Consider the following 17,108-nt stretch of genomic DNA (forward strand, 5'->3'; position numbering starts at 1 on the left):
TATATTGGAAATCTGGTCAGGCAGAGCCGGACCGGCAATAACTGGGGGTGACTCTGGCTACAACTAAAGATACAAACTGGGTAATGCGCGGCGGGGTGGGGCGGGGGTCAATGATGGTGGTGCAGGTCGGCAGGCACGTCGGCCTGGCCGGCGCAAGCTTGCGCGGGATCGCTTTGTTCGGGGAAGACCAGCGCGCAGACGCCGTACAGCTTGGTCAAGCTTTGCAGCGCCGGCGGCAGGTTCTTCAGTTCCAGCTTGAGACCGGCCTCGCTGGCGGCGCGTTGCCACGCCAGCAAGACCGAAACGGCCACCGAATCGACCGTCAACACGTGGCGCAGATCGAACACCGCCTGGCCGGCCTTGATGGCGGCCAGGCCGCGCTCAAGCGCCGCGGTGGCGTTGAGCACGGTCAGGGACGTGAGCGATTGCAGGTTGTCGGTCGGTTCGGACATGGTCGTTATTTTCTAATAAACATCGCGGTGGCGTTATTTTGCCGTAGTTTTCAAAGGTTTGCTGGCCAGCGACTGGTTTTTCGCGGTCAGGGTCTTGATCAGGCCGTCGACGCCGCCCTTGCTGATCTCGGACGCGAACGTACCTTTGTAGGTCTCGACCAGCCAGGCGCCCATGACGTTGATGTCATAGATCTTCCAGCCGGCGGCGCCCTTGGCCACGCGGTAGTTCAGGGTGATCGGCTCGCCACGGGTCATGTTGACCTTCGAGCGCACTTCCACCTCGGTGTCCGACGGGTCGGCGCGCAGCGGCTGGAAGTCCACGGTTTCGTTCTTGATCTGCGACAGCGCGCCCGAGTAGGTGTAGATCAGCAGGGTGCGGAACTGCTCCGACAGCTGCTTTTTCTGCTCGGGGGTGGCGTCGCGCCAGAAGCGGCCGGCCGCCAGCGAGGTCATGCGGTCCGAATCGACATACGGCAGGATCTTGGTCTCGACCAGCTGCATGACTTTCTTGGTGTCGCCGGCCTGGATCGCCTTGTCGGACTTGGCGGTCTCGATGACGTCCTGGCTGATGCGCTTGACCAGCGCGTCCGGCGCTTCGTTGGCGGGACCGGCGGCGTGGGCGTTGAACGCCAGCGAAACGGTGGCAATGGCTAACAGCTGTTTAAATAATTTCATCTTTTATCTACCTATGTGGGTTCTTCGGGGTCACAGGCTGGCGTTGCTCGCAGCCGGCGTACCGGAGTTTAACTCCTCGGGTGCCGATTCGGATGACACGCTTGCGGATTTTTCCGCAGGTTTCGCGTCGGCAGGGCCTTGCGGCGTGACCGGCGCGGCCGGGGCGGCGTCGGGTTTTGCCGCAGGCGCGCCCTCGTCGGCCGCTGGCTCTTGCTTCTTGGAACTATCCGGATTGCCGTCCGGATGGATCTGGCTCTCGCGGCGCTGCATGTAGCCGTCGCGGATGAACTCGTAGCGGTCCAGCGCGGCGTCTTCCAGCATGCTGGTGGCGTCGAGCAGGCTGGCGCGGGTGTCGACCAGGTTGACGCCGGTGCCGATGTTACGCACGTGCACCGGGTCCTTGTAGCGCCAGATGTTGCCGGCGAAGTCGGCAGGCAGCGCCACCGTGTCGCGCACCGTCGACGGGCCCAGCAGCGGCAGCATCAGGTAGGGACCGGAGGCCACGCCCCAGGTGCCCAGGGTCTGGCCGAAGTCTTCCTTGTGCTTTTGCAACCCGGCCTCGGAAGCGATGTCGAACAGGCCCAGGATGCCCAGGGTCGAGTTCAGCGCGAAGCGGGTGATGTCGGTCATGCCGGCCTCGCCCTTGCCTTGCAGCAGATTGTTGACGGCGGTCCAGGCGTCACCCAGGTTGCCGAAGAAGTTGCCCACGCCGGTCTGCACGAACGACGGCGTAACGTCGCGGTACACGGTCGCAACGGGCTTCAACGCGTAGGTGTCGACCTTGTCGTTGAAGTTGAACACGGCGCGGTTGTAGCTCTCGTACGGATCGCGCGGGTTGGGACCGGCGCAGCCGGCCAGCATCAAGGTGACGCCCAGCGCCAGCGCGGCCTGACGGAAGTGTTTCGGGGTGCTAGACATTTATTCTTCCTTTTTTCCTTCAGCGGCCTTGCTGTAGATGAACTGATTGATCAGGTCTTCCAGCACGGCGGCCGATTGGGTTCGTGCGATTTTGTCACCGGCGGCCAAATTATTGGTGTCGCCGCCGGCCTCGATGCCTACGTATTGCTCGCCCAGCAGACCGGCCGTCAGAATTTTGGCGGAACTGTCCTTAGGGAATTTATAACCTTCTTCCATATTCAAGGTTACCAGCGCCTGGTAACTCTTGTCATCAAACTTGATCTCGCCGACGCGCCCGATCACCACGCCCGACGCCTTGACCGCCGCCTGCGGACGCAGGCTGCCGATGTTGTCGAACTTGGCCGTGATCGGGTACGTTTTGCCAAAGGACATGGAACCCATGTTGCCGGCTTTCAGGGCCAGGAACATCAGCGCGGCCACGCCGATGACGATGAACAGACCGACCCAGACATCCAGTGATTTACGTTGCATAGCTCTTCCTCGCGTAATACTACTAAGTATTCTTTAATTATGTTTTATTTGCTGAACATCAAAGCGGTCAGCATGAAATCGAGCCACCAGATCATCAGCGATGAGATCACGACCGTGCGGGTGGTGGCGCGCGCCACGTCTTCCGGCGTCGGTTGGGTCTGATAACCCTGGTACAGCGCGATAAAGGTGATGGCGATGCCGAACACCACGCTCTTGACGAAGCCGTTGAAGATATCCTTCCAGATATCGACGCCGCCCTGCATCTGCGACCAGAACGCGCCCTCGTCGACCCCGATCAGCTTGACGCCGACCAGCCAGCCGCCCATGACGCCGACCGCGCTGAACACCGACGCCAGCAGCGGCACCGAGATCAGGCCGGCCCAGAAACGGGGCGCCAGCACGCGCTGGATCGGGTTGACGGCCATCATCTCCATCGCCGACAGTTGCTCGCCGGCCTTCATCAGCCCGATTTCCGCCGTCAGCGAGGTGCCGGCGCGGCCGGCGAACAGCAGCGCGGTGATGACCGGGCCCAGTTCGCGCGTCAGGCCCAGCGCCACCAGCAGGCCGAGCGACTGCTCGGCGCCGTATTTATTCAGTGTGTAATACCCTTGCAGGCCCAGCACCATGCCGACGAACAGGCCGGACAAGGTAATGATCAGCATCGAGTAATTGCCGATGAAGTGCAGCTGCTCGATCACCAGGCGCGGACGGCGCAGCAGACCGGGCGACAGGCGCAGCATGTTGAGGAACAGACGCGCGCCGTAACCGATGCTTTCGATGTAATCGCGCAACGGCGCGCCCAGCTGGGACAACCAATTTCTTACAGTCATGCTTTCCCCCCCAGGCCCAGATCATCGGCCAGGGACTTGCCTGGATAGTGGAACGGCACCGGACCGTCCGCTTCGGCGTTGACGAACTGGTGCACGTAAGGATCGGTCGACACCATCATGTCGGCCGGCGTGCCGTGCGCGACGATCTTGCCCTGCGACAGGAAGTAGACGTAGTCGGCGATCGCGAAGCATTCCTTGACGTCGTGCGACACCAGCACCGTGGTCGAGCCGAGTGCGGTGTTGAGGTTGCGGATCAGGTTGGCGGTGACGCCCATCGAGATCGGGTCGAGGCCGGCGAACGGCTCGTCATACATGATCAGTTCCGGGTCGAGCGCGATCGAGCGCGCCAGCGCGACGCGGCGCGCCATGCCGCCGGAGATCTCGGCCGGTTTCAATTTGGCGGCGTTGCGCAGGCCGACCGCGTGCAGCTTCATCAGCACGAGATTGCGGATCAGCTCTTCCGGCAGATCGGTGTGCTCGCGCAGCGGGAAGGCGACATTTTCAAAGACGGTAAGGTCGGTGAAGAGCGCGCCATGCTGGAACAGCATGCCCATTTTGCGCCGCAGCAGATACAAGCCGGCGGTATTCAACTTGTGCACAACCTGGCCCTGGACTTTGACCTGGCCTTTTTGCGGGCGGATCTGGCCGCCAATCAGTCGCAATACCGTCGTCTTGCCGCTGCCCGAACCGCCCATCACTGCGATCACTTTCCCGCGTGGGAAATCCATCTGGAGGCCCGACAGGATCGAGCGCTTTCCATAGGAAAAGTGTAAATCACGGATTTCGACAAGATTAGGCACGACTGAACTCATTATTTTTAATGCCGTATTGTAGTGCAGAAAGGTTAATCTCTGCTGGAGACGGCCCATTCCGGGCCGCTGGAGCCATGGTGCGTGGCAGATAATACAACACTACTGAATCTCAAGTCAGCAATTTACACGAGGCATGAAATGTTACATTGCTGCGGCGCGATAGCCAGTGTGCCAGCATAAACCTTACCGGATTCTGACTGACTGCCAATAAACAACCGTGCGCACAGGCACATTGCCCGCGATGTAAACCTGCAGGGTCAAGTCTGACATTCGGACACGAACGGATGCGTTGGCCGCGCAGTTTCCGTTCTACGGCTTAGCCTGTGTCCGAATGACAGACTTGACCCCAAATAAAAAAACCGGGCAGCGAACGGGGATCACCCACTCGCTCCCGGCTGGGAAGCAAACCGTTCCGCTGCCTCTACTTAGCGTGGCAGGTCGGAATAGCCCATCAGGAACTCGTCGACCGCGCGCGCGCACTGGCGCCCTTCGCGGATCGCCCACACCACCAGCGACTGGCCACGGCGCACGTCGCCCGCGGCAAACACTTTCGGTGCGGAAGTCTTGTAGCAACCCTCGCCATCGGTGGTGGCCTTGGCGTTGCCGCGCGCATCCTTGTCGATGCCGAAGGCGTCGAGCACGTTGGCGACCGGCGACACGAAGCCCATCGCCAGCAGCACCAGATCGGCCTTCATTTCGAATTCCGAGTTCGGCACTTCGGCCATCTTGCCGTCTTTCCATTCGACGCGGCAGGCGATCAGCTTGTCGACCTTGCCGCCCTTGCCTTCCAGACGCTTGGTGGCGACCGCCCAATCGCGCTCGCAACCTTCTTCGTGCGACGACGAGGTGCGCAGCTTGGTCGGCCAGTACGGCCACACCAGCGGCTTGTTCTCTTGCTCCGGCGGCATCGGCATCAGTTCGAACTGGGTGACCGAGGCGGCGCCGTGGCGGTTGGAGGTGCCGACGCAGTCGGAACCGGTGTCGCCGCCGCCAATGACGACCACATGCTTGCCGGTGGCCTTCAGCTGGTCCTTGACCTTGTCGCCGGCGTTGACCTTGTTTTGCAGCGGCAGGAAGTCCATCGCGAAATGCACGCCCTTCAGCTCACGGCCCGGCACCGGCAGGTCGCGCGGCTGCTCGGCGCCGCCGGCCAGGATGACCGCGTCGAATTCTTTTTCCAGGTCTTCCGGGAAAATGGTTTCCTTGGCCCAGTTGTTGACGTTGGCCGGGAAGTCCTTGCCCACCAGCACGCTGGTGCGGAACACGACGCCTTCTTCTTCCATCTGCTTGATACGGCGGTCGATGTGCGACTTCTCCATCTTGAAGTCTGGAATGCCGTAACGCAGCAGGCCGCCGACGCGGTCGCTCTTTTCGAACACGGTCACGGCGTGGCCGGCGCGCGCCAGCTGCTGCGCCGCCGCCAGGCCGGCCGGGCCGGAACCGACCACGGCCACTTTCTTGCCGGTCTGGTGGGCCGCAGGCTGCGGCACGACCCAGCCGTGTTCCCAGCCTTCGTCGATGATCTTGTGCTCGATCGACTTGATGCCGACCGGATCATTGTTGATGCCCAGGGTACAGGCCGATTCGCACGGTGCCGGGCAGATGCGGCCGGTGAATTCCGGGAAGTTGTTGGTCGAGTGCAAGGTGTCAAGCGCTTCGCGGTAGTTGCCGCGATAAACCAGATCGTTCCAGTCCGGGATGATGTTGTTGACCGGGCAGCCCGTGTTGCAGAATGGGATGCCGCAATCCATGCAGCGCGCGCCCTGCACCTTGGCCTGCTCGTTGGTCAGGGTGATGACGAACTCGGAATAGTTCTTCAAACGCGCCGCTGGCGGCAGATAGCCCTCGTCCTGGCGCTGGAATTCCATGAAACCGGTGATTTTACCCACGATAAATCCTTAAATTATTCAGTCAACAAGACGGCGCTTAAGCGGCGATCGGCTGGACGGCGGCGGCTTCGTTCGCCACGTCCTGGGCCATTTCGGCCAGGGCGCGTTTGTATTCGCTTGGGAATACCTTGACGAACTTGCTGCGGCCATCGGCCCAGTTGTCCAGCAACAGACGGGCGCGCGTACTGCCGGTGTGCTTGAAGTGACGCTCGATCAAGCGTTTCAGGATCACCTCGTCCGCTTCCGCGCCCTTGTCCTTTTGCTGGATGTGCCACGTGGCCTTGTCCGCTTCCTGCTGCTTGGCGGTCACGACCGGCTCGAGCGACACCATGGCGGTGTTGCAGCGCGATTCGAAATCGCCGTCCGGGTCGTAGACGTAGGCGATGCCGCCCGACATGCCGGCCGCGAAGTTGCGGCCGGTGCAGCCCAGCACAACGACGGTGCCGCCGGTCATGTACTCGCAACCGTGGTCGCCGGTGCCTTCGACAATGGCCGTGGCGCCGGAGTTGCGCACCGCGAAACGTTCGCCGGCCACGCCGTTGAAGAACGCTTCGCCGCTGATCGCGCCGTACAGCACCGTGTTACCGATGATGATGTTGTTGACGGCCCAGCCGCGGAACTCGGTGTTCGGACGCACGATGATGCGGCCGCCCGACAAGCCCTTGCCGACGTAATCGTTGCCTTCGCCGACCAGGTCGATGGTGATGCCGTGCGCCAGGAAGGCGCAGGCCGACTGGCCTGCCGTGCCCTGCAGCTGGATGTGGATGGTGTCGTCCGGCAGGCCGGCGTGACCATAGCGCTTGGCCACTTCGCCCGACAGCATGGTGCCGACGGTGCGGTTGACGTTGCGTACCGGCGAGATGAACGAGACGCGCTCGCCCTTCTCCAGCGCGGCCTTGGCTTGCGCGATCAGCTTGTGGTCGAGCGCCTTGTCGAGGCCGTGGTCCTGGTCCATCGTGTGATAGATCGAGTGGCCGTCCTGCACTTCCGGCTGGTAGAAGATGGCGCTGAAGTCCAGGCCCTTGGCCTTCCAGTGCGTGATCGCCTTCGACTTGTCCAGCAGGTCGACGCGGCCGATCAGCTCGTCATAGGTGCGGATGCCCAGTTGCGCCATCAGCTGACGGGCTTCCTCGGCGACGAAGAAGAAGTAGTTGACCACGTACTCAGGCTTGCCGGAGAACTTGGCGCGCAGCACAGGGTCCTGCGTGGCGACGCCGACCGGGCAAGTGTTCAGATGGCATTTGCGCATCATGATGCAACCTTCGACCACCAGCGGCGCGGTCGCGAAGCCGATCTCGTCGGCGCCCAGCATGGCGGCGATGACGACGTCGCGGCCGGTGCGCATCTGTCCGTCCGCTTGCACGCGGATGCGGCTGCGCAGGCCGTTCAGCACCAAGGTCTGCTGCGTTTCAGCCAGGCCCAGCTCCCAAGGGGTGCCGGCGTGCTTGACCGACGACAATGGCGAAGCGCCCGTGCCGCCGTCATGGCCGGCAACGACGACGTGGTCGGCCTTGGCCTTGGTGACGCCGGCGGCAACGGTGCCGATGCCGACTTCCGACACCAGCTTGACCGAGATCGAGGCGCGCGGATTGGCGTTCTTCAGATCGTGAATCAGCTGCGCCAGATCTTCAATCGAATAAATGTCATGGTGCGGCGGCGGCGAAATCAAGCCGACACCAGGCACCGAGAAGCGCAGGGTGGCGATGTATTCCGACACTTTATGGCCGGGCAACTGGCCGCCCTCGCCAGGTTTCGCGCCCTGTGCCATTTTGATCTGGATCTGGTCGGCCGAGTTCAGGTAGGCGGCGGTGACGCCGAAACGGCCCGAAGCAACCTGCTTGATGCGCGAGCGCAGCGAATCGCCTTCCTGCAAGGGAATGTCGACCACCATCTGCTCTTTGCCCATGACCGAAGCCATGGTCTCGCCCTGCTTGATCTTGATGCCTTTGAGTTCCATCGTGTAGCGCGATGGGTCCTCGCCGCCTTCGCCGGTGTTGGACTTGCCGCCGATGCGGTTCATTGCCACGGCCAGGGTCGCGTGCGCCTCGGTCGAGATCGAACCCATCGACATCGCGCCGGTGGCGAAACGCTTGACGATTTCCTTGGCTGGCTCGACTTCCTCCAGCGGGATCGCCTTGGCCGGGTCCAGCTTGAACTCGAACAGGCCGCGCAAGGTCAGGTGACGCTTGCTCTGGTCGTTGATGATCTGTGCGTACTCCTTGTAGCTGGAGAAATTGTTGCTGCGGGTCGAATGCTGCAACTTGGCGATCGCGTCCGGGGTCCAAAGATGGTCCTCGCCGCGCACGCGGAAGGCGTACTCGCCGCCGGCGTCCAGGTTGTTGGCCAGCACAGGATCGTCGCCGAAGGCCAGGTTGTGCAGGCGCAGCGCTTCCTCGGCCACTTCGAACACGCCGATACCTTCGACGTTCGAGGCGGTGCCCTTGAAATACTTGTCGACCAGCGACTTGTTCAGGCCGACCGCTTCGAAGATCTGCGCGCCGCAGTACGACATATAAGTGGAGATGCCCATCTTCGACATCACCTTCATCAAGCCCTTGCCGATGGCCTTGGTGTAGTTGTAGACCGCCTTGTCGCCGGACATGTCGCCCGGCATGCCGTGCGCCAGCTCGACCAGGGTTTCCATCGCCAGGTACGGGTGGATCGCTTCGGCGCCGTAGCCTGCCAGCAGCGCGAAGTGGTGGGTTTCGCGGGCCGAGCCGGTTTCGACGACCAAGCCGGTCGAGGCGCGCAGGCCTTTGCTGACCAAATGCTGATGCACGGTAGATGTGGCCAGAAGTGCGGGGATGGCCACACGATCGGCGCCGATCGAGCGGTCGGAGACGATCAGGATGTTGTGGCCGGACTTGACGGCGTCGACCGCCTCGGCGCACAGCGACGCCAGGCAGGCTTCGACGCCTTCCTTGCCCCAGGCCAGCGGGTAGCAGATGCTCAGCTCGTACGACTTGAACTTGCCGCCGGTGTGCAGGCTGATGCCGCGCAGGCGCGCCATGTCGTCGAAGCCGAGAATCGGCTGCGACACTTCAAGGCGCATCGGCGGGTTGACGTTGTTGGTGTCCAGCAGGTTAGGCTTGGGGCCGATGAACGACACCAGCGACATCACCATCGCTTCGCGGATCGGGTCGATCGGCGGGTTGGTCACCTGGGCGAACAGCTGCTTGAAGTAGTTGTACAGCGGCTTGAGCTTGTTGGACATGACGGCCAGCGGCGAGTCGTTGCCCATCGAGCCGGTGGCTTCTTCGCCGGCGGCGGCCATCGGCGCCATCAGGAACTTCAGGTCTTCCTGGGTGTAGCCGAACGCCTGCTGGCGGTCCAGTACGGACGCGACGGCTTTTTCGCCCGGCGCGGCGCTGTACTTGACGCGGTTGTGCGCCAGCTGGCTTTCGCTCAGCTTGATTTCGTTGAGCTTGATGCGCACGGCGTTGATCCACGCCTTGTACGGCTTGGCGTTGGCGTACGTGTCTTTGAGCTCTTTATCGTCGATGATGCGGCCCGCTTCCAGGTCGATCAGGAACATCTTGCCCGGCTGCAGACGCCATTTCTGGATGATTTTCGATTCCGGGATCGGCAACACGCCTGATTCCGACGCCATCACCACCAGATCGTCGTCGGTGACGATGTAACGCGCAGGACGCAAACCGTTGCGGTCCAGGGTGCCGCCGATGTAGCGGCCGTCGGTGAAGGCCATGGCGGCCGGGCCATCCCACGGTTCCATCATCGCGGCGTGATATTCGTAGAACGCGCGGCGATTGTCGTCCATCGTGCCGTGATTTTCCCAGGCTTCCGGGATCATCATCATCATCGCCTGGGCGATCGGATAGCCCGCCATCAGCAGCAGTTCGAGCGCGTTGTCGAAGCAGGCGGTGTCCGACTGGCCTTCATAAATCAGCGGGAACAGCTTCTGCAGGTCTTCGCCCAGCACGGCGGATTTCATCACGCCTTCGCGCGCGCGCATCCAGTTGAAGTTGCCTTTGACGGTGTTGATCTCGCCGTTGTGGGCGATCAGGCGGTACGGGTGGGCCAGCGGCCACTCCGGGAAGGTGTTGGTCGAGAAACGCTGGTGTACCAGCGCCAGCGCCGAGACGCAGCGCGCGTCCTGCAGGTCTTTATAGTACACGCCGACCTGGTCGGCCAGCAGCAGGCCCTTGTAGACGATGGTGCGGGCCGACATCGAGGCGACGAAGAATTCCTTGCCGTGCAGCAGCTTGAGCGCCTGGATGGCGTGGCCGGACGATTTGCGGATCACATACAGTTTGCGTTCCAGCGCGTCGGTCACCATGATGTCGGCGCCGCGGCCGATGAAGATCTGGCGGATGACAGGCTCTTTGGCGCGCACTGTCGGCGACATTGGCATTTCGCAGTCGACCGGCACATTGCGCCAGCCCAGCACGACCTGGCCTTCGGCGCGCACGGCGCGCTCGATTTCCTGTTCACAGGCGATGCGGGACGCGTTTTCCTTCGGCAGGAATACCATGCCGACGCCGTATTCGCCCGGCGGAGGCAGTTCCACGCCCTGCTTGGCCATCTCGTCGCGGTAGTACTGGTCCGGAATCTGGATCAGGATGCCGGCGCCGTCGCCCATCAGCGCGTCCGCGCCCACGGCACCCCGGTGATCGAGGTTCTTCAGGATCAGCAGACCCTGTTCGACGATGGAGTGGCTTTTATTTCCCTTGATGTGGGCGACGAATCCGACGCCGCAGGCATCGTGTTCATTGGAAGGATCGTACAGACCTTGGGCTTTCATGGGGCTTCTCCGCTGGCAATTAGGCTAATGAGAAACTAGAGTAGTGCAATGCAGCGTAAAAAACAACTATAACAAATAGGGTCGGAGTCGAATTAAATTTTTTGAAGTTGCTTAAAATTTTAATTAGGGACAGAGTGAACCGGCATTTAAAAAAACCGCAGGAACGTTAGTTTCCTGCGGTTTGGCCGAATTAGCTCAGGTGGATTCAGTCTTGATTTTGAAGGGACGGCCCCGTTTCGCCGGCAATACCTGACGCTTGACCTTGTTCTGCAATGCCGTTTTGAACTGGTCCGATCCCAGCGGCCAGCCCTTCAGCAGCGCCTTGCTGATAGAGGAGATCTGCTCTACCGTCAGCGGCGGTTCGCTCAGGGCCGTATACGCCGCCTCGCGCTGGAACGGCGTATTGCCAAGCGCCCAGAATTGCGCGTGATCGACCACCAGGCCGTCCGAGCGGATACCGGCGTGATGGCAATAGCTGGACCATGGATAGTCCTCGGCGCGGCTGACCATGCCGTTGCGGACCGGGTTGAACTCGATGTAACGGCTGCACAGCATGAAGTATTCATCGGCGTCGATCAGCGAGGTTTTGTAGCGTCCGTTCCACAAAGTTCCACTGCGGCTATATTTCTGGTTGAAGTAGGGAACGTAGTAGCGGCCGATCCACTGCATCATCTGGCCCAGGCCGTTTTCATCGGACGGCGTGACCAGCAAATGCAGGTGGTTGGGCATCAGGACGTAGGCATGCACCGCCACCTTGTGATTTTTGGCGGCGGTGCGCAGCCAGCCGTGGAAAGACTGGTAATCCTCGGCATCGTGGAAGATCAGCTGGTCGTTGTTGCCGGTCTGGATGACGTGGTGCGGCTGGGCGGGGACGATCAGGCGTGGGAGACGTGCCATATAAGCTAAGTGGAAAGCCGCCTTGGTGACACGTAGGGCGGATTAGGCGGCACGCCGTAATCCGCCAATGCATGCGCCATCGAAACGCACGCATTGGCGGATTACGCTGCGCTAATCCGCCCTACGTGTTTCAGATGGTTCGGGCGTTGGTGGTCGAATACGAGATTCTACACCACTCTGTCCCTAATTACGTCAGGACAGATTGAAGCTGGCCGAGAGGCTGTAGCCTTCGCCATAGGCGCTGCGCAGCGGCAGGTCCTGGCCCAGGCCGGTGCGCGCCTTTTTGCGCAGGCGATATACGAGCATGTCGACGCGGCGGCCGGCGTCGGGATCGTCGCCGCCGATGCCGGCCACGATGACCTGGCGCGGCACCGGACGGGTGTTAATCGTCAGCAGGTGCAGGAAATTGCATTCCTTTTCCGTCAGGGTGATCGCCAGGCCTTGCAGCTCGAGCTGGCGGGCGCTCACCTTCAGCGTCCACTTGCTCGGCAGCGGAATGGTTTCCTGCGGGCCGACGCGGCGGTCGAGCGCCTCGATGTGCGCGGCCAACTCGGGGAATTTGATCGGCTTGGTCAGGTAATGGTCGGCTCCGAGGCGCAGACCGAGGATGCGGTTGTCGAAGGCGACGCGGCCGGTCAGCACCAGCAGGCCGATCTGCGGGTAAAGCTGGCGCATGCGCGGAATGACGTTGAAGCCGTCTTCATCGGGCAAGCCGAGGTCCAGCACCACCACGCCCACGTTTCCCTGGCTGAGGGCCGTCCACATATCGCTGGCGTTATTGGTGATGTGCACTTCGTGTTGTAGCTCAATCAGGAACTCCGCCATTTCTTCGGCGTAGTCCAGATTGTCTTCCACGATAAGTATTTGCGTCATTGATGCGCCATTTGATCGATTGTTGAGCGTTGCGCCCGTACTCTTCAGCTTGTATGCGGGGAATTATCACTGCTGCCACCCGCTCGCGCAAGGCTTTTCCCGGGAACGGTAGTTACCGGCAGCCAAATCCGAAATTCCGCGCCGCTTTCAGAAACATTCCTGACCGTGACAGTGCCGCCGTGGACGTCGACGATGGCGCGCGCCATGTACAGCCCCAGGCCGGATCCCGCCACGCCGGCAGCGTTACTGCCACGGTAAGCCTTGGCGAAGATTTGCTCCAGCTCGGCCGCCGGCACGCCGGCGCCGCCATCGCGCACCAGGAACTCGACACCACCCTCGGTTGCAATTTTGCCCATCAATTCTAACGGAGTATTCGCATCCGTGTATTTGATGGCATTGTCGATCAATATTTCCAGGCACAGTCGGATGCCGGCGGGGTCGCAGCGCATCCATTGCGGCAGCGCCTCCACGCGCAGATTGACGCGGCTGCGGCGGCTGCGGGCCTGCTCGGCGACCGATTGCAGCAGCGCCGCCGGCGAGATCTCGTCGGGCTGGCGCGCGCGGCCGATGCTGGCCATGCGCTCCGGCGACAGGTATTCGTCGAGCATCGCCAACATACGGTCGACCGCCGTCTGTATCTTGCGGTAGCGCTTGCGGGTGCCTTCGTCGTGGTGGGCGCCGGTCATCTCCAGGCGCTGCACGGCGCCGTCGATAGTCGACAGCGGCGTGCGGAATTCGTGCGACAGCATCGAGGCGAATTTCTTTTGCTGTTCGGCCAGTTCGCGGCGCGCCGTCAGGTCGCGCACCACGCCGGCCACCTGCACCGGCACGCCAGCGTCGTCGAGGATCAGGAAGGAGTCTATTTCCACTGGCAACAAGCGGCCGTCGGCGTGCACAAGTTCGGCCTCGCGCAGTACGCGACGCCGGCTGGCGTCGCCGCCGGCAAAGCGCGTCAGGCGCGGCGCCAGATCGCCCAGCAGGCCGGCCGCCATGGTGTCGGCGCTTTCAAGCGTATAGCCGAACTGGCGTTCCGCCGCCGCGCTGAGCCAGGTCAACCGCAAGCTGGCGCAATCGGCCACCCAGCTGACATCGACGCTGTTGTCGAGCAGCAGGCGGTAGCGGGCCTCGTTCGCCCGCGATCGCGCCAACGCCGCCTGCAACTCGTCGACGGTGGCCGCCACCTTACTCAACCAGCGGCGCGAAGATCTGCTGCAGATCCTCTTGCGTGAGCGCCATTTTCTGCGACTCGCCCTCGGCCAGGATCGATTGCGCCAAGTCGGATTTTTTCTGCTGCAGCACCTGGATCTTCTCTTCCAGGGTGCCTTTGGCGATCAGCTTGTAGACGAACACCGGCTTGTCCTGGCCGATGCGCCAGGCGCGGTCGGTGGCCTGGTTCTCGGCCGCCGGGTTCCACCACGGATCGTAATGGATCACGGTGTCGGCCGCCGTCAGGTTCAGGCCGACGCCGCCGGCCTTCAGGCTGATCAGGAAGATCGGCACCGCGCCCTGCTGGAAGGCCGCCACCTGCGCGCTGCGGTCCTTGGTGTCGCCGGTCAACAGCGCGTACGGGATGTCGCGCGCCTCGAGCTCTTGCTCGATCAGCTCGAGCATGCTGGTGAACTGCGAGAACACCAGGATCTTGCGGTTTTCCTCCAGCAAATCCTCGACCATCTGCATCAGGTCGATCAGCTTGGCCGAGCCGGCCGTCTGCTTCTTCGACGGCAGCGACTTGACCAGGCGCGGATCGCAACACACCTGGCGCAGCTTGAGCAGCGCCTCGAGGATGACGATCTGGCTGCGCGCCACACCTTTGCGGTCGATTTCCTCGCGTACCTTTTGGTCCATCGCCAGCCGCACGGTTTCGTACAGGTCGCGCTGGGCGCCGGTCAGCTCGACCTTGCGCACCATCTCGGTCTTCGGCGGCAACTCCTTGGCCACGTTATCCTTGGTCCGGCGTAACAGGAAAGGCTTGATGCGGCGGTTCAGCAGCGCCCGGCGCATCGGATCGTCCTGGCGCTCGATCGGATGGCGGAACACGCTGTTGAAGCCCTTCTCGTCGCCCAGCAGGCCCGGCAGCAGGAAGTGGAATTGCGACCACAGCTCGCCCAGATGGTTTTCCAGCGGCGTGCCCGACAGGCACAGGCGGTGGCGGGCGCGCAGCAGGCCGGCGCTCTGAGCGGCCTTGGAGCGGGTGTTCTTGATGTAGTGCGACTCGTCCAGGATCACCAAGTGGAAATCGTGCTCGCGCAGTTTTTCCTCGTCGCGCGGCAACAGCGCGTAGGTGGTCAGCACCAGGTCGGCCTCGTCGATCTGGTCGAACTGGCCCATGCGGTCCTTGCCTTGCAACAGCAGCACGCGCAGGCTTGGCGCGAATCGGGCCGCCTCCTCCTGCCAGTTGCCCATCAGGCTGGTCGGCGCGATCACCAGCGCCGGCGCCGTCAGGCGGCCCGCCTCTTTTTCGATCAGGATGTGGGCCAGGGTTTGCACCGTCTTGCCCAGGCCCATGTCATCGGCCAGGATGCCGGCGAAGCCGTATTCGCGCAGGAACTGCATCCACGACAGGCCGTCGGTCTGGTAATCGCGCAGGGTCGCCTGCAGGCCGGCCGGCGTCTCGACCTTCTTGACTTCGCCGAACTGGTTCAGGCGCGCGCCCATTTCGCGCAGTTCGTCGCCGCCGTTCCACTTCAACTCCACGTTGCGGGCCAGCTCGTCCAGGCGCGCGGCGTCCAGGGTCGCCATGCGCAGCGAGGTCTTGATCTTGTCGCTGAAATACAGCTCGCCCAGGGTCGACAGGATCGGCTTGATGCGCGCCCACGGCAGCGCCACGCGCGCGCCGTCGGCCAGGGTGGCCAGCATCTGGTCGTCGTCGCCGTGGCTGGCGATGGCCTTCGGATTGAAATCGTTGGGCGCGTTGCGTATCAATTGCACCAGCACGGGCAGCAGCGGCACGCGCTCCTGGTCGACCATGATGCCCAGTTCCAGTTCGAACCAGGCGCGGCCGCCGTCGGCAGGGTCCGCCGTGACGTCGGCATACCAGTCGCCCACTTCCATGACGTCGTAGCGGTATTTGGTGGTTTTTTCGACTTTCCAGCCGGCGTCCTTCAGCGCGGCGATGCCGTCGCGGGCGAAGCGTATCCATTCGGCCTGGCTAGGCAACAGCAGCCCGCCTTTGACACTGCTCAGCGGCAACGCGGCCGGCGTCTGGAAATGGCGCTCGTTCAGCAGAGCCAGCGCTTGCTCCTCGGCGCCGGCGTCGCGCTGGATGATCTCGGTGACCTCGCCCTTCTGGCGCACCACGCGCTGCGACGGATCGAAGGAGACGCGCTCGCCGTCGTAGTCGAACGACAGCACGGCGAAATCGTGCCAGCGTTGCAGGGAGCCGTCGGCCAGCATCGCCGAGTCCAGGGTCAGCACCGGGCGCGGCTTGACGTCGTCGCGCACCCGCTGCGGCAGCGGCTGCGGCAGCGGCATCAGCTGTTGCAGGCCGTGCGCCAGCAACAGTTGCGACACGCGCATCTTGTCGTTGGCCGTCAGCAGCGGCGCCTGGGCAACCAGCGCCTGCAGGTCGGCCAGCGGAATCGCGGCGCCGCCCTGGTTCAGTTGCAGCACGCCGCAGGACAGGTTGTCGATGTACCAAGGCGGGTCGGTCGGCAGCATGTAATCGACCTGGTCGGCGCCGTTGCTGGTTGCGCGCGCGCCCGGCGGCGGCTGCACCTGCCAGCCCAGACGCAGGCCCTTGCCCTCTTCGCGCCAGGCCAGGTTGGCTTCGCGCAGCACGCCGCCCTTGAGCGGATACACCAGGCCGTTGCCGACGTCGGCCCACGAATTTGCCCACAGCAATTTATCCTGCTCGGCCAGCATTTGCAGCAGCGCCGCGCCGATCTTGCCGCGCGGCTCGGTGGCCGAGCCGGTCTGCGAATTCTGGCCGCTGCGCATGGCGACAAAGAAACGAATCAAATCCTCGTCGCCGGACGCCAGGAAGGTCGGCGGCGCCGACAGCAGCGAGAACACTTCGCTGACCGGGGTGGCGGCGGCGACGTCGCCGTTCGAGCGCAACCGCGCCTTGTACAGGCACAGCGCCACGTGGCGGCCGCCGCTGGTCGGCGCCATCACGTAGATCAGGCGGTACTGGGTTTGTTTCGGATCGCTATCGACCGGGGGCGCGGTCAGCTTGGCCTTGGGATGCGCGGCGGCGTCGACCCGTTGCAGCCAGGTGGCCACCGCGTACGACAATTGGTTCGCCGGCGGCGGCGGCAGGCGCGTGGGAATCGCAGGAACTGCGGCCGGCACTGCCGCCGGGGCGGCTGGCTTGGCGGGAACCTCGTCGGTGGCGTCGTCGCGGGTAAAATCCATAGGTCGCATTGTTGTTCAAAGATGGTTCAAAAACGGCAACAGGCGATATTATCCGCCATACACGCGTTCGTGTTTGCGGATTCTTTTGAAAAACCCGCGTGCTTATGTGCCTTTGGTGTCTTTCGACGCCTCAAACACGGTTCAAACTTTGCGGATCGGCCATATCTTCGTCCATT

General features: G+C 62.8%; 12 protein-coding genes. All 12 read right to left on the reverse strand.

Features of this window, described 5'->3' with window-relative positions:
- Positions 1-107: 107 nt before the first annotated feature.
- A complete protein-coding gene (locus NHH73_00925) occupies positions 108-452 on the reverse strand; it encodes an STAS domain-containing protein (protein ID USX26893.1) in 345 nt (114 codons plus the stop codon).
- A gap of 33 nt (positions 453-485) precedes the next feature.
- Positions 486-1,127 carry an ABC transporter substrate-binding protein gene (locus tag NHH73_00930; GenBank protein ID USX26894.1) on the reverse strand — a complete coding sequence of 214 codons (642 nt, stop codon included), beginning with the start codon at positions 1,125-1,127 and terminating at the stop codon, positions 486-488.
- 30 nt (positions 1,128-1,157) lie between these two features.
- Positions 1,158-2,045: a VacJ family lipoprotein gene (locus NHH73_00935; protein ID USX26895.1), complete on the reverse strand. Its 888-nt coding sequence runs from the start codon at positions 2,043-2,045 to the stop codon at positions 1,158-1,160.
- Positions 2,046-2,516: an outer membrane lipid asymmetry maintenance protein MlaD gene (gene mlaD, locus NHH73_00940; GenBank protein ID USX26896.1), complete on the reverse strand. Its 471-nt coding sequence runs from the start codon at positions 2,514-2,516 to the stop codon at positions 2,046-2,048. It lies immediately after the preceding gene.
- 44 nt (positions 2,517-2,560) lie between these two features.
- Positions 2,561-3,346 carry a lipid asymmetry maintenance ABC transporter permease subunit MlaE gene (mlaE, locus tag NHH73_00945; protein ID USX26897.1) on the reverse strand — a complete coding sequence of 262 codons (786 nt, stop codon included), beginning with the start codon at positions 3,344-3,346 and terminating at the stop codon, positions 2,561-2,563.
- On the reverse strand, positions 3,343-4,146 hold the full coding sequence (locus NHH73_00950; protein USX26898.1) for an ABC transporter ATP-binding protein: 804 nt from the start codon (positions 4,144-4,146) through the stop codon (positions 3,343-3,345). The genes mlaE and NHH73_00950 overlap by 4 nt, the downstream gene beginning before the upstream one ends.
- A 437-nt stretch (positions 4,147-4,583) precedes the next feature.
- Entirely contained in the window at positions 4,584-6,047 is a 1,464-nt protein-coding gene (locus NHH73_00955) for a glutamate synthase subunit beta (protein ID USX26899.1), read from the reverse strand.
- Between the two features lie 37 nt (positions 6,048-6,084).
- On the reverse strand, positions 6,085-10,809 hold the full coding sequence (locus NHH73_00960) for a glutamate synthase-related protein (GenBank protein ID USX26900.1): 4,725 nt from the start codon (positions 10,807-10,809) through the stop codon (positions 6,085-6,087).
- A gap of 195 nt (positions 10,810-11,004) precedes the next feature.
- On the reverse strand, positions 11,005-11,706 hold the full coding sequence (locus NHH73_00965; GenBank protein USX26901.1) for a transposase: 702 nt from the start codon (positions 11,704-11,706) through the stop codon (positions 11,005-11,007).
- 192 nt (positions 11,707-11,898) lie between these two features.
- A complete protein-coding gene (locus NHH73_00970) occupies positions 11,899-12,579 on the reverse strand; it encodes a response regulator transcription factor (GenBank protein USX26902.1) in 681 nt (226 codons plus the stop codon).
- Positions 12,580-12,623: 44 nt separating this feature from the next.
- Positions 12,624-13,760, reverse strand: a complete 1,137-nt coding sequence (locus tag NHH73_00975) for a PAS domain-containing sensor histidine kinase (protein USX26903.1) — start codon at positions 13,758-13,760, stop codon at positions 12,624-12,626.
- 1 nt (position 13,761) lies between these two features.
- Positions 13,762-16,932, reverse strand: coding sequence for a DEAD/DEAH box helicase (locus tag NHH73_00980; protein ID USX26904.1), 3,171 nt, complete (start codon positions 16,930-16,932; stop codon positions 13,762-13,764).
- Positions 16,933-17,108 lie beyond the last annotated feature (176 nt).

The organism is Oxalobacteraceae bacterium OTU3CINTB1 (genome assembly GCA_024123955.1).
GTDB lineage: Bacteria > Pseudomonadota > Gammaproteobacteria > Burkholderiales > Burkholderiaceae_D > Rugamonas.